The 13,296-nt window shown below is 44.4% G+C and carries 13 protein-coding genes; 7 read left to right on the top strand and 6 right to left on the bottom strand.

Features of this window, described 5'->3' with window-relative positions:
* The first annotated feature begins 4 nt into the window (after positions 1 to 4).
* Positions 5 to 1,156 carry a GNAT family N-acetyltransferase/peptidase C39 family protein gene (locus BUA59_RS19575; RefSeq protein WP_072841369.1) on the top strand — a complete coding sequence of 384 codons (1,152 nt, stop codon included), beginning with the start codon at positions 5 to 7 and terminating at the stop codon, positions 1,154 to 1,156.
* A gap of 56 nt (positions 1,157 to 1,212) precedes the next feature.
* Here the strand turns inward: BUA59_RS19575 and BUA59_RS19570 are convergent, their stop codons facing one another.
* Positions 1,213 to 2,046, bottom strand: a complete 834-nt coding sequence (locus tag BUA59_RS19570; protein WP_072841367.1) for an amidohydrolase family protein — start codon at positions 2,044 to 2,046, stop codon at positions 1,213 to 1,215.
* A gap of 208 nt (positions 2,047 to 2,254) precedes the next feature.
* On the opposite strand from BUA59_RS19570, the gene BUA59_RS19565 reads away from it, so the two are divergent.
* The 5 genes from BUA59_RS19565 to BUA59_RS19545 all read left to right on the top strand — a co-directional run bounded on the left by BUA59_RS19565 (position 2,255) and on the right by BUA59_RS19545 (position 5,585).
* Positions 2,255 to 3,322 carry a threonine aldolase family protein gene (locus BUA59_RS19565; protein ID WP_072841365.1) on the top strand — a complete coding sequence of 356 codons (1,068 nt, stop codon included), beginning with the start codon at positions 2,255 to 2,257 and terminating at the stop codon, positions 3,320 to 3,322.
* 199 nt (positions 3,323 to 3,521) lie between these two features.
* Entirely contained in the window at positions 3,522 to 4,460 is a 939-nt protein-coding gene (locus BUA59_RS19560) for an SPFH domain-containing protein (RefSeq protein ID WP_072841363.1), read from the top strand.
* Between the two features lie 2 nt (positions 4,461 to 4,462).
* Positions 4,463 to 4,924, top strand: a complete 462-nt coding sequence (locus BUA59_RS19555; protein ID WP_012069549.1) for an NfeD family protein — start codon at positions 4,463 to 4,465, stop codon at positions 4,922 to 4,924.
* Positions 4,925 to 5,068: 144 nt separating this feature from the next.
* Complete coding sequence (locus BUA59_RS19550; RefSeq protein WP_012069550.1) at positions 5,069 to 5,290, top strand: addiction module protein; 222 nt, start codon at positions 5,069 to 5,071, stop codon at positions 5,288 to 5,290.
* Between the two features lies 1 nt (position 5,291).
* The gene (locus BUA59_RS19545) at positions 5,292 to 5,585 is read left to right on the top strand and encodes a type II toxin-antitoxin system RelE/ParE family toxin (protein WP_072841361.1); all 294 of its coding nucleotides are present in this window, start codon (positions 5,292 to 5,294) and stop codon (positions 5,583 to 5,585) included.
* Here BUA59_RS19545 and arsJ read toward each other — a convergent pair.
* The 5 genes from arsJ to BUA59_RS19520 all read right to left on the bottom strand — a co-directional run bounded on the left by arsJ (position 5,582) and on the right by BUA59_RS19520 (position 10,840).
* A complete protein-coding gene (gene arsJ / locus BUA59_RS19540; RefSeq protein WP_072841359.1) occupies positions 5,582 to 6,808 on the bottom strand; it encodes an organoarsenical effux MFS transporter ArsJ in 1,227 nt (408 codons plus the stop codon). The two genes, BUA59_RS19545 and arsJ, sit on opposite strands and share 4 nt — an antisense overlap.
* Positions 6,809 to 6,860: 52 nt before the next feature.
* Positions 6,861 to 7,868 (bottom strand): ArsJ-associated glyceraldehyde-3-phosphate dehydrogenase, encoded by a 1,008-nt coding sequence (locus BUA59_RS19535; RefSeq protein ID WP_072841357.1) that lies wholly within the window; start codon positions 7,866 to 7,868, stop codon positions 6,861 to 6,863.
* A gap of 35 nt (positions 7,869 to 7,903) precedes the next feature.
* Complete coding sequence (locus BUA59_RS19530; RefSeq protein WP_012069554.1) at positions 7,904 to 8,248, bottom strand: metalloregulator ArsR/SmtB family transcription factor; 345 nt, start codon at positions 8,246 to 8,248, stop codon at positions 7,904 to 7,906.
* 218 nt (positions 8,249 to 8,466) lie between these two features.
* A complete protein-coding gene (locus BUA59_RS19525) occupies positions 8,467 to 9,318 on the bottom strand; it encodes a universal stress protein (protein ID WP_072841355.1) in 852 nt (283 codons plus the stop codon).
* Positions 9,319 to 9,349: 31 nt separating this feature from the next.
* A complete protein-coding gene (locus BUA59_RS19520; protein WP_072841353.1) occupies positions 9,350 to 10,840 on the bottom strand; it encodes a SulP family inorganic anion transporter in 1,491 nt (496 codons plus the stop codon).
* Between the two features lie 465 nt (positions 10,841 to 11,305).
* Between BUA59_RS19520 and BUA59_RS19515 the strand changes: the two genes are divergently transcribed.
* Positions 11,306 to 13,296 (top strand): retention module-containing protein (locus BUA59_RS19515; RefSeq protein ID WP_139248934.1); only part of this gene is annotated, 1,991 nt, incomplete at its 3' end.

Raw genomic sequence — 13,296 nt, 5'->3', positions numbered from 1 at the left:
TGTAATGATCACAAGCCCGGTCACCAGTTCTTCCCCAAATATTGATATACGTTTAGCCAGTATAGACGATTTAAAAGCATTGCTCGTTTTGGAGGGCAAAGCCTTTACTGGCGACCGTTTGAGTCGTCGTAGTTTTCGTCATGCCATTACGAGTTCTGGCTCGGCTTTGTTTGTTGCGATGAAGGAAGACGGTGAGCTGCTGGGTTATGCCTTGTTGCATCTTCGCCAAGGTACTCACTTGGCACGTTTGTATTCGCTTGCGGTATCACCTGAGGCGCGTGGCCTTGGTATTGGGAAATTATTGATCCGAGCCTGTGAGAAAAAAACGCTTAAAAAAGGCAAAATGTTGCTGCGTTTGGAAGTCAGTGATGTGAATCATAATGCCATCGCCTTGTATCAAAAAATGGGTTACAAGGAATTTGGTCATTACGATGCTTATTACGAAGACCAAACCGATGCGATTCGTATGCAGAAACGTTTGCGTCATGCTGGTGACGAACAAACCACGCGAGCCATTCCTTGGTTAGCGCAAGGCACGCCATTTACCTGTGGACCTGCGTCGTTGCAAATGGTGTTGTCTTCGATGCATCCAGATTATCAAGCGACGCCTAACGATGAGTTGGAAATTTGGCGTGAAGCGACGACGATTTTCATGACGTCTGGCCATGGTGGTTGTCATCCTATGGGATTGGCTTTGGCAGCGAAGAAGCGTGGCTTGTCAGCGGATGTTTGGTTGAGCGAAGAAGGCCCGTTGTTTGTCGACAGCGTGCGTAACGAGCTGAAGAAAAACGTCATCACGCGTGTACATGAAAGCTTTGCCCAACAATGCGAAGACGTTGGTGTTCCCTTGCATTACACTGCGATGCCGTTGGCACAATTGATTGAAGCGTTTGACGATGGCGCCTTGGCGATTATCTTGATCAGCACCTTCCGTATGGACGGTAAAAAATCTCCCCATTGGGTGGTGATGTCTGGCTACGACGAACATTGTATTCTTGTGCATGATCCAGACTTAGACGACGATAAAAAATTACCTGACGATCCACCAAGTCCGTTGGATTGCCAATACGTACCGATTGCCCGTGATGAGTTTGAAAAAATGTCACGCTTTGGACAGAGTCGCCTTCAGGCTACTGTTGTACTAAAAAGGCTGTAGTACAGCAAAGATTGTAGCGCTGAAAACGGCTTAGTTTCTGTTGTTTATTTGATTGCTTATATTGGAAAGCCGCAGAGTTTTGCGGCGTTTTCCCAGAAAAACTTTGCTCGTATACTTGCATCAGGGAACTGCTTCTCTGCAAGGCTGAGCAAAGTGCCATAATCCATTCTGTGTTGTGCTTTTAAGAACGGCCAATCCGATCCCCAAATGATGCGATCCTCTCCGAAACTTTCAACAATGGCATCGACATAAGGTTTTGTGTCAGCATAAGGAAATACGCTTTGCGTGAATTTGGCAAAGCCAGAAACCTTGATGTAAGCACGTTGCGTTTTTGCTAGCGCAAGTACGGCTTGAAAGCCTTTGTTTGTTACGCCTTTTTCAATATTAGGTCGGCCACAATGGTCGATTAATATTTTTGCCTTGCTGTTCATTAATAAGGGCGCGAGATCGAGCATTTGCCCGTCTTCGATTTGCACCTGAACAATCATATCGAGATCCGCTAGGCGATCCATTAATGGTGCGGATTGAGCAAAGTGCTCAAATCCATAATAAGCGACATTGAAGGTAACACCGATCACTCCTTGGGCTTTTAGCTGTGCAAGTTCTTTTGATGATGCGTCTTGTTTGACTACAGCCATACCTTTGAAGCGACCGTTGGAGCGAGCAATTGCATCTAATAAAGCGCGATTGTCGTTTTCGCCATAAGCGGAGTTTGGGCCAACTAATAGAGCGTGGGACACTCCGTAGGTTTCTAGAACTTGTAGAAAGTAATCTGCTGTCGCGACTTCATGGCCTTCTGGTGTATAAGGTGTATTTGCTTGATAGGGAAAGCTCTGTGGGTCAAAAATGTGATTGTGACAATCTATTTTACGTTCAGTGAATACCGACATGGGAACTCCTTTCATATTGTATCTGTACAATACTAACAGAAGGTCGGGTAGGCTATTTGATTTTGGTTGTTAGGTATTGGAAATATTGGATGGCATTTTGCTTTGAAGAAAGTTATTTATGATGCTGCACAAAAATCCAAGCACTCGCTTTTAAAGGCTGTCATGATAATACTCATAAATATGAATGAATTGATTTAAGGAGTACTAAATGAAGGTTGCGTTTACTAGTGACAATATTGCCGGCGCGTCAGATTCTGTTTTTAAAGCCATGATGGAAGCCGCGCAAGGCGACGCTATGCCATACGGGAATGATGATGGCACGGCGCAAGTCACGCGTATGTTGTCGGAACTGTTTGAGTGTGAAGTCGATGCGTTTTTGGTTTCTACTGGAACGGCGGCGAATGTATTGAGTATCAGTGCGTTAACGCCGCCTTGGGGTAGTGTGTTGTGTCATTCTGAAAGCCATTTGTTGAATGATGAATGTACTGCGCCTGAGTTTTATACCAATGGCGCACGTTTTGTCGGTATTAGTGGCGCGGATGCCAAGATGGATCCTGATCAGCTGAAGAAATTGGTGAGTCAAAAAATCGGTGATGTGCATTCTTGTCAGCCATCTGTTGTTAGCCTTTCTCAAGTGACGGAAGTTGGCAGTGTTTATTCGTTAGATGAGATTCGTGCCATTAGCGATGTGGCAAAAACGGCTGGATTACCTGTTCATATGGACGGCGCACGTTTTGCCAATGCCTTGCTTGCCTTGGGTTGCACTCCAGCGGAAATGACGTGGAAAGCGGGCGTGGATATAGTGTCATTTGGCGCGACGAAAAATGGCGTGATGGCGGCAGAAGCCATTGTAGTGTTCAAGCAATCCCTCGAAAATAAAGGAATCTCCAGCGAGCAAGTAGCGAAAGAGTTGGGTTATCGTCGTAAACGCGGTGGGCATTTGCATTCGAAAATGCGTTTGTTGTCTTCACAGATGATTGCTTACTTAACCGATGATTTGTGGCGTACCAATGCGACTCATGCCAATGCCATGATGGCTTTGTTGCAAGAAGGTTTGAAAGCCGTTCCTGGTGTAAAAATTAATACGCCAGCTCAGGCAAACATGCTGTTTTGTACCTTGCCATTGCCAATGATTGACCATCTGCAAGCTGAAGGCTTTGGTTTTTATGGCGGTCGTTGGGAAGAAGGTGTGATTCGATTGGTGACTTCTTTTAGAACACCAAAAGAAGGTGTTGAGGCTTTTATAAAAAGTGCGAGACAGTTTGCAACTAAATAGCCTATTTGTAGGTCTATAATTAAGTACAGTTTTTTGGGGATAGTTGTACTAAGCGATTGTTGGTGACTTTTGACGCCCAACAGTGCCTACTGTAATGGCGATAAATTTGTCGTTCCGTTTGTATTTTTTGCATGGTGATTCATAACAGCGTGGAAAGAATATAAGTCGGGTGTGTTTTGAAAATTAAGGATTCATTGTTATGGAAGAAATACTTAGCTATATATTAAGCGTTCAGACTCTGGTGCTTGTACTAGTGGTTGTACTGCTAAAAACCTCGATCAAGTTTGTGCCGCAGAATCAGGCATACGTTATTGAGCGTTTTGGTAAATACCAGTCTACAAAAGAGGCAGGATTGAATTTCATCTTTCCTTTTATTGATCGTATTTCTGCTGATCGCACTTTAAAAGAGCAGGCCGTTGATGTGCCTGAGCAAAGCGCTATTACCAAGGATAATATTTCTTTGCGTGTCGATGGCGTATTGTATTTCCGCGTATTAGACCCTTATAAAGCAACTTATGGTGTAGAGAATTATGTCTTCGCTGTGACTCAGTTAGCGCAAACTACGATGCGTTCTGAGTTAGGTAAAATGGAATTAGATAAAACATTTGAAGAGCGCGATGTGCTTAACACCAATATTGTGGCGTCGATTAATGATGCTGCAGGTCCTTGGGGTATTCAGGTGTTGCGTTACGAAATAAAAGACATTGTTCCACCACAATCAGTGATGGAAGCGATGGAAGCCCAAATGAAAGCAGAACGTGTTAAACGTGCGCAAATTTTGGAATCGGAAGGGGATCGTCAAGCGGCGATTAACCGTGCCGAAGGTAAAAAAGCCTCTGTTGTCTTAGCGGCGGAAGCGGATAAGGAAGAGCAAGTATTACGCGCAGAGGGTGAGGCGAAAGCTATTGTTGCTGTGGCATCCGCTCAAGCCGAAGCACTTCGCCAAGTAGGTGAAGCCGCGGCAACTGAAGAAGGTCAGAAAGCGATTCAACTTGATCTTGCAACGAAAGCGATCGAAGCGAAACGTGCTATTGCGAAAGAATCGTCAGTGGTTTTGTTGCCAGATGGCGCAACTGAAACAGCGGCAGTGGTTGCTCAAGCTATGACAATTATCCAGAAAATGACGAAAGGGAGCTAGCTATGGATATCATTGCCAATAATCTTGCCCAAAGCTTGTTTATTGTTGGTTTGATTCTATTGGTCATCGAAGTCGCTGTTTTGGGCTTTTCTACCTTTGTGCTGTTCTTTGTTGGTTTAGCTGCTATGACGACCGGTGCTTTGGTTTATGTTGGTGTATTGCCGAATAGTTTGCTGAGTGCTTCTTTTAGTACTGGCGTGATGACCGTATTGGCCGCGTTAGTATTGTGGAAGCCATTGAAGCGCATGCAATCTAAGGTGAGCACCAAAAAAGCCAAAAGCGAATTTACCGATCATCAGTTCTATTTGAAAGAAGCTGTATCGCCAACCCAGTCTCCTAAGTACCACTATTCTGGTATTGAATGGTCTTTGGTAAGTGAAGAGCCCATTGAAGCTGGAACGAAAGTAGAAGTGACTGAGGCCGAAGTAGGCAAATTGCATATCAAAGCGATTAGCTCTAAGTAAACGCCTTTAGTTCTTAATTAAAGAAACGCCAAGTATGCCGGTTGTGAACCGAACATGCTTGGTGTTTTTTTATGGCTTTGGATGGGAGGCAAAAGCTAGCATTCAGTGATAGAATTGCTTGTAACGTGGATAGGAGTGATGCATATGTCTGACGCATTAAAAACCGTACTGGATAATATGGAGCAATTAACGCCTAGTGAAAAAGCTTTGGCAGCTCATTGTCTTTTGTCTTCTCTTGAAGGTGAACCGAGTAATGATGTTGAGTCGGTTTGGTTAGCATTAGCAGAAGATCGCAGCAATGCTTTGTTGTCTGGCGATGTAAAGGCAGTAAGTTGGGAGGAAATTAAGGCTCAAGTTGTAAAATAATATGTTGAATTTAACCTTTCATCCTGATCTCAGTCAGGAAATTAAATCCTCCTATGATTGGTATCAACTTCAAGCCAAAGGGCTTGGTGATGATTTTATTAAAGAGCTTGAATCTGCATTCAAAACAATTCTGGCGCTTCCTCGAACTTGGCCCAAGTTCGGTGCAAATCATCATAGATTTTTATTATCTCGTTTTCCTTTCTCTGTCATTTATCAAGTGCATTCAGATAACCTTTATGTGATTGCCATCATGCATAACAGTAAAAATCCGGGCTATTGGTTGAAAAGAGATTAATTGGTGCTTTCTGCATTGGTGATTTTTTGTGGCAACCAGAATGAAATAACACTGGTAAGTATAAGAAACCCACAAGACACCCAGAGGCAGGCGATCAAGCCAAAGTTTTGGTAAATCCATCCTGATAAAATTGTGCCGATGAGTCGTCCCATGGCGTTGGCCATGTAGTAAAAGCCCACATCTAATGACACGCCATCTTCACTGGCATAGTGAACGATTAAATAGCTATGTAAGGATGAATTGATAGCAAACACCACGCCGAATATTATGAGTCCGCTCAATAGAATCCATAATGTGTGATCAAAATTCTGTAAACCAATCGCGATGGCTGCTGGAATAGCGCTAAGCAGCATGGCCCAAAATCTGGCTTGCTTGCCGCTGGGTGTTTGCTGTTTTTTCTTACCTGTAATCTGTGGTGCAAGGCTTTGGACAACACCATAGCCGATGACCCATAGGGCGAGGAAGCTACCGACACGCCAATGATCCCAGTCAAATTGGCTCGACAAATACACTGGCACCGCAATGACAAACCATACATCCCGAGCGCCGAACAGAAAGAGGCGAGCCGCAGACAGGATATTGATTTCAGCACTTTTTGAAAACATCTGCGAGAATTTTGGTTTGTTTTTTGCCTTGCCTAAATCCTCTCGAAGCAGATACAAGCTGGCGAGCCAAACGATAGCAAGGGCAATCGCCATGGCTAGAATGGCCTTATGGAAACCGATGGTACTCAGTAGAAAACCACCTAAGAAAAAACCCACGCCTTTAAGGGCATTTTTCGAGCCGGTTAGTAAGGCAACCCATTTGTACAAGGTGCCGCTGGCGTTTTTGGGAACAAGAGTTTTGATGGCGCTTTTGGCGCTCATCTTGTTGAGGTCTTTGGCGATACCCGATAAGGCTTGTGCAGCCATCACCCAAGGAATGGTTAAAAAGCTGGTGGGTAATAAGAGCATAGATAGGGCAACCACTTGCATTGCGAGGCCAATGTTCATTGTGCGGTTGAGTCCCCATTTCGCCCCAAGCCAGCCACCAAAGAGGTTGGTAATAACGCCAAAGAATTCGTAAAACAAGAAGAGCAAAGCGATGTCTAATGCGCCATATCCAAGCTGGTAGAAATACAACACGACCAGCATGCGTAACGCGCCGTCGGTCAAAGTGAAACTCCAGTAATTGCCGGTGACGATAAGGTACTGACGAACGCTTTTTGGTAATTGTGACAGCATTGGTTATTTTCGCTTTGCTCTTTATAGGTTTTTTAGGTTTTTAGGCGTTTTTTTATTTGTCTAATCTACCCACTTTTCGCATTAGTTCGGCGGTGCGGTTAGCGTAGCCCCATTCGTTGTCGTACCAAACATAGAGTTTTACTTGGGTACTGTTTATCACCATGGTGCTGAGTGCGTCGATGATGCAAGAGCGTGGATCGGTACGGTAATCAATTGATACTAATGGGCGGACTTCGTAGCCAAGGATGTTTTTTAATTCGCCTTCGCTGGCGGTTTTGAGTAGTTGATTGATTTCTTCTTCTGACGTCGGACGTTTCATTTCAAACACACAATCGGTCAAAGATGCGTTGGTCAAGGGCACGCGAACAGCGTGGCCGTTTAGTTTGCCTTTTAGTGCTGGAAAAATATGCGTAATAGCGGTTGCAGAGCCTGTGGTGGTTGGAATCAAACTGCTGCCACAAGAACGAGCACGGCGTAAATCTTTGTGCGGCGCATCAATGATGGTTTGTGTGTTGGTGATGCTATGGATTGTCGTCATAGAGCCATGTTTGATGCCAATGGCATCTTGCAAGACTTTAACTACTGGTGCGAGTGAGTTAGTGGTACAAGACGCTGCTGTGACGATAGGGTGCAAGCTTGGATTGTAGTCGCCATCGTTAACACCCATGACGATATTCAGTACGCCATCTTCTTTGACTGGCGCGGTTACCACAACGCGTTTTACGCCTTGGTCTAAATAGGCTTGTAACGCTGCTTTGGTCTTCATCACGCCTGTCGCTTCAATGACTACATCGCATTGTGACCAGTCCGTTTCTGCAAGTGTACGGTTTTGTGTGCAAGTAATGGTTTTGCCATTCACAATGATATTGTTGCCTTCGCTGCTTGCCTCGTTGTGCCAGCGACCATGAACCGAGTCGAAGTTAACCAAGTGAGCGAGTGTGGCGGCATCGCCTTTTAGATCGTTGATTTGCACAAACTCTACATCGTCCCAGTCAAAAGCTGCACGAAAAGAAAGTCGTCCCATACGGCCAAAGCCGTTTATTCCTACTTTAATAGTCATTGTGTTGTCTCAAATGCATGATGAAAATTGGATGGTTAGCAGCAAGTTCCAGTACGTTTTGGCCTGCCGCCCATGGTTTCGAGCTGATCTATATTGTCTTTTAGCCACAAAATTTGGTTGTCTAGTGTGGTTTGTAAGACACTCTTCGCCCAATTGGGCAGTTCTGGATGCAATTGATAAAACACCCATTGTCCTTGTCTTCGATCACTTAGAACGCCATTTTTTCGTAGCTGGGCAAGATGGCGAGATATTTTAGGTTGCGTTTCATTTAGCGCTTCGGTGAGCTCGCAAACGCACAATTCTTGATATTGAGTAATTAATAATAGGCTTCGCAAGCGGGTGTCATCGGCGAGCGCTTTGTAGAAATGATCGGGCTTCATTGTAAAAAAAACACATCAGTTAATGTTGATAGAAGTGTATGTGGAAAAGCATATATATGCAAAACCATATATTTAAATTGTTAAACATTTAACAAAAAATTCATCTATGGTTTGGGCTGAAAATAGAAAAGTCGAAGGCAATAAAAAGGGCGAGTTCCGAAGAAGTCGCCCTTGATGGATATTGCTTGATGAGTATCGTTTGATAGAAATTGAATGCTCTAACGCAAAATCAAAAGTGGAATATCGCTCTCAATTATCATCTTGCTGGTGTTGCTGCCGACAAAGAATTGACGAACTTTAGAGTGTGCATACGCGCCCATTGCCATGAGTTCTATTTGGTTCTCTTCACGGTATTGAGTCAGCACTGGATAGATCTTTCCTGGAATGATAGATGCCGTGACGTCAAAACCTTCTTCTTCCAAACGTTGATGAGCTTCTTCTAATTTTGCTCTGCGCTCTGGTGTCGCTTCTCCTGCCATGACGAGATGGCAAGGTAGGCCAAGCAGTAACGGGCTTTGCGCGATACGTGCGATCGCATTATCTGCAGCTTCACGACCATCGTAAGCAATCATAAAGTTTGTTGGCGCTTTAAATTTGCCGACGCTGATTAAGATTGGACGATGCAATGTTCGAGCGACTCTCTCGATGTGAGAGCCAATGGTGTGAGCACTTTGTGTATGACCGCTGCCACAACGACCCAAGACGATAAGCCGAGATTCTTCCTCAAGGTCGAGGAGGTTGTCGACTAAATCGCCATGACGCTGCAGTAATTCGATTTGCTTGGCGCCAGCCTTATGAGCAAATTCTTTGGCGTTTTCGAGTACCAGCTTGCCATGCTCCAAAGCCAGTTTTGCACGTTTCGCATCAAGGGCAACGAGCTCTTCGAGCAAGTGCTCTCGGCTGCCTAAGCCGATTGAACCAGAAAGATCTTCGTCGGTTCTCACGGCTTCTTTTTCCAAGGAGTGCATCAAGGTTAATGGCGAGCCCATTTGCTTGGCCGCCCAGACGGATGCGGTGGTGACACACTCAGATAGAGAAGATCCATCAATACAAGCTATTATGTTAGTCATGTTGCACTCCTTGTTATTATTCTAGGGTGTTTTAGTGACCACCCATTACTTTTTCGACTTCTTCAGGATTGTTGTGAACCCCAAATTTGTCGACGACTGTCGCACTGGCTTCGTTCATTCCTACCAGCTCAACCTCGGCACCTTCACGACGGAATTTAATTACTACTTTATCCAAAGCGGATACGGCTGTGATGTCCCAAAAGTGTGCATCGGTTAAATCAATCGTAACTCTTTCAACCGCTTCTTTAAAATCAAAAGACGCATTAAATTGATCTGACGACGCAAAAAACACTTGTCCGATGACTTTATAAGTACGATGACCTGTTTGTTCGCCTTGCTCGTTTTTCACCACCATAAAGCGGCCGATTTTGTGAGCAAAGAACAAAGATGCCAGCAGCACACCGACAAATACACCGATTGCCAAGTTGTGTGTGGCAACCACAATAGAAACGGTAGCTAACATTACAATATTAGTCGATAACGGGTGTTTTTTCAGGTTGATGATGGATTCCCAAGAAAAAGTACCAATCGACACCATGATCATCACGGCAACCAAAGCGGCCATTGGGATTTGACTAATCAGATCGTCTAAGAAAACCACCATGATCAACAATAAGAAACCAGCAATAAAGGTAGAAAGACGACCACGACCACCAGATTTTACGTTGATAACGGATTGTCCAATCATGGCACAACCAGCCATGCCACCCAACAGGCCTGAAGCAATGTTGGCAACACCTTGGCCTTTACACTCGCGGTTTTTGTCACTACCTGTATCCGTGAATTCATCAACAATGGTTGCTGTCATCATTGATTCCAACAAACCGACCACAGCAAGGCCAAGTGAGTAAGGTAAAATGATCATTAGGGTTTCTAGGTTTAACGGAACGTCTGGCCATAAGAAGATAGGCAGAGTATCGGGTAGTTCGCCCATATCGCCAACGGTACGAATGTCTAAACCGTACACCATCGCAAAAGCAGTCAATACGACGATACATACTAATGGTGAAGGGAGCGCTTTACCGATGACAGGAAGGAGTGGAAATAGATAAATAATACCCAAGCCCGCACCTGTCATGGCGTATACGTGCCATGTGACATTGGTTAGTTCTGGCAACTGTGCCATGAATATCAAAATCGCCAAAGCGTTTACAAAGCCAGTTACGACGGACCGCGAGACAAACCTCATTAAGGCCCCGAGTTTTAAATACCCCGCGATTATCTGGAAAACACCTGTTAGTAGTGTGGCTGCAAGTAAATACTCTAAACCGTGCTCTTTTACCAAGGTCACCATTAATAGTGCCATCGCACCCGTGGCAGCGGAAATCATTCCAGGGCGACCGCCAACAAATGAGATGACCACGGCAATACAGAAAGAGGCATACAAGCCTACTTTAGGATCAACGCCAGCAATGATGGAAAATGCAATCGCTTCTGGGATCAAAGCAAGCGCAACCACAGTGCCAGCGAGAGAGTCGCCTTTAATGTTTGAGAACCAGTCTCGTTTTATCGTATCGATCATGTATTACCTTCTGAATAAATTAGAGCATATAAGCTGTAGTCGCTAGTTAATTAGCAGTTTGCTTTATAGGTTTTTTATCTTGTTAGCCGTTTTTTATAAAAATGTGTTCGGAATATTGCGCCATGATTAGGGCTATGCGAAACACTCCCATAAAGGCTCATTGAGTGAGTCCTAGAGACTCTGAAATAGGCATCGCGCAGCGTTTGACCCTTAAGTGCTTAAGATCTGTGCCCGAAAGAGCGGAAATTATAAAGAGTTGATTTATGCATAGCAATGACAATGGAGCAGAAGGGCTGTGGTATTTAGGTGGGAAAGCAAAAAAGAACCAAAAAAGGATAGAAAATGTTAAAAAAGTGGACTGACTGTACCAAGGTACAATAGCTACCTTGCCTTTTCTGCCCTATCTTGAGAGTAATTATAGAACTATTACGACTTATTTTTAGTCTTCTTTTTAGGGAACGTATCATGAGCGACAGTCAAGCACCATTTGCAACACTAGGCAATGCGATCGGCTTTATCACTAAGTTAACTGGCTCAGTGACGATTCAATCCATTGATGGCCAAGAGCGTGTGGTGAAAATCGGTGACGCGGTTTTCTTTGGCGAGACTGTTGTGACGGGCAGCAATAGTAGTGTGACTATAGCCTTCGTTGATGGTACCGAAGTGGTTATTGGCGGAGACTCTGTTGTCGAGATAACTGATGAAATCTACAACACAGGAGATAACGAAGATCTGGTTGCAGACTCTTCCACAGACGTAGACGCGCTACAAGATGCCATCTTAGCGGGTGATGACCCTACCTTAGTTCAAGAAGCTCCAGCAGCTGGTGAGACTCTAGGTGAGCAGCAACGTGTCGATGTCGATATTGATCGAAATGATAACACTGCACTTCCTACTTTTGGTAATGACTCATCAAGTGCTTTGCCAAAATATGGCTATGATACAAGCGGAAATGGTGGTGGGCCAACTACACAAACTCAAGATACCACACCTTCAACGTCAAATAGAACGATTCCAGTAACAGGTAATGTTCCGGCAATTGCAGGTACTGTCACGGTTAGTTCTATCACTGAAGATGATGTTGTGAATAAAGCTGAAGCGAATGGAACTATAACTGTAACAGGTACAGCTACTGGTGGAGATATTTCTCAAGGTGATCAAGTTATCTTGGTCATTAATGGAGTAACTTACACAACCACCGTTAGCTCAACTGGTACTTGGTCTGTTGGGGTTGCTGGTTCGGATTTGGCGGCGGATACAGAATTTGATGCAGTTGTAACATCCAGTAATAGTTCTGGAAATACAGTTGAGAGCACAGGCTCATCGACTCATGCGGTTGATACAGCAATTAGTACACCAATTATTGATTTGGTCTCAGCAAGTGATACTGGTGATTCTTCAGTCGACAATCTAACAAATGACACCACCGCCACATTCACTCTTTCTAACATTGATAGTGATGTGACCCTTGTTGAAGTATTCAGCGGCACAACAAAATTAGGTAACGCAGTACAAGCAGCAGATGGTAGTTGGAGTTTTACAGCGACTAATGGGCAATTAGCTGAAGGTGCTAACACTCTTACCGTTAAAGTGACTGATAATGCTGGCAATACAGCGACTTCTACTCCACTAGATGTCACTTTAGATACGCAAGCAAGTGCCTCTATTAGCATTGATACAATAGCTGGTGATGATGTACTTAATGCTATTGAGGCGAGTGGTATTGTAACGATTACAGGGAGAGTAGATGGTGATGCTGCTGAGGGCGATACAGTTACACTTACCATTAACAATGTGCAATACACAGGTTCTGTAACTAGTGATCTTACCTATAGTATTGATGTAGCGGGTAGTGATTTGGCTGGTGATGCTAATCATGTGATTAGTGCAAGTGTTACTGGTACCGATGCGGCAGGTAATGAGTTTACTGCAACATCAGAGTCAACTGACGGCACGTATCAAGACAAAAGTACCGTCATCGCTAGTCTTGATGACAATGGATTCACTCCTGAAGGCGAAGATGCAATTTTCACCTTGTCACTCAACCAAGCTTCTCCAACGGATGTTACCGTTAAACTATCGACTTCTTTTGATACGGCAAGTGCTGATGATATTGGCACCATGACGGCGAGTTATGTTGATGAAAACGGTCAAACTCAATTATTGACGATTGGTTCTGATGGTTCTCTTACTGTTCCTGCTGGCGTTACGAAAGTTGCTTTAAATGTTCCTACCATTAATGATTCTGTTTATGAAGGTAACGAGAAATTTACTATCAATTTAGAAGGTGTTACAGGAGTTATCGCCTTTGATAGTGCAACGACCACGATTGTTGATAGTGATAGTGCTCCTATACCGACAATCGACTTGAGCGCGGTAGGCGATGGCAACCTCAGCGCGACCGAAGCGGATGCGGTGACCTTGTCAGGTACAACTGAGAACGTCGAAGCCAACCA

The sequence above is a fragment of the Marinomonas polaris DSM 16579 genome (genome assembly GCF_900129155.1).
In the GTDB taxonomy this organism is placed as follows: domain Bacteria; phylum Pseudomonadota; class Gammaproteobacteria; order Pseudomonadales; family Marinomonadaceae; genus Marinomonas; species Marinomonas polaris.
The sequence above is the reverse complement of the archived record's forward strand: the minus strand, read 5'-3'. Positions and strand labels throughout refer to the sequence as shown.

Excerpts from the sequence above, each read along its gene's own strand:
- BUA59_RS19575 (WP_072841369.1), top strand. The coding sequence starts at position 5 with ATGATCACAAGCCCGGTCACCAGTTCTTCCCCAAATATTGATATACGT.
- BUA59_RS19570 (WP_072841367.1), bottom strand. The coding sequence starts at position 2,046 with ATGTCGGTATTCACTGAACGTAAAATAGATTGTCACAATCACATTTTT.
- BUA59_RS19565 (WP_072841365.1), top strand. The coding sequence starts at position 2,255 with ATGAAGGTTGCGTTTACTAGTGACAATATTGCCGGCGCGTCAGATTCT.
- BUA59_RS19560 (WP_072841363.1), top strand. The coding sequence starts at position 3,522 with ATGGAAGAAATACTTAGCTATATATTAAGCGTTCAGACTCTGGTGCTT.
- BUA59_RS19555 (WP_012069549.1), top strand. The coding sequence starts at position 4,463 with ATGGATATCATTGCCAATAATCTTGCCCAAAGCTTGTTTATTGTTGGT.
- BUA59_RS19550 (WP_012069550.1), top strand. The coding sequence starts at position 5,069 with ATGTCTGACGCATTAAAAACCGTACTGGATAATATGGAGCAATTAACG.
- BUA59_RS19545 (WP_072841361.1), top strand. The coding sequence starts at position 5,292 with ATGTTGAATTTAACCTTTCATCCTGATCTCAGTCAGGAAATTAAATCC.
- arsJ (WP_072841359.1), bottom strand. The coding sequence starts at position 6,808 with ATGCTGTCACAATTACCAAAAAGCGTTCGTCAGTACCTTATCGTCACC.
- BUA59_RS19535 (WP_072841357.1), bottom strand. The coding sequence starts at position 7,868 with ATGACTATTAAAGTAGGAATAAACGGCTTTGGCCGTATGGGACGACTT.
- BUA59_RS19530 (WP_012069554.1), bottom strand. The coding sequence starts at position 8,248 with ATGAAGCCCGATCATTTCTACAAAGCGCTCGCCGATGACACCCGCTTG.
- BUA59_RS19525 (WP_072841355.1), bottom strand. The coding sequence starts at position 9,318 with ATGACTAACATAATAGCTTGTATTGATGGATCTTCTCTATCTGAGTGT.
- BUA59_RS19520 (WP_072841353.1), bottom strand. The coding sequence starts at position 10,840 with ATGATCGATACGATAAAACGAGACTGGTTCTCAAACATTAAAGGCGAC.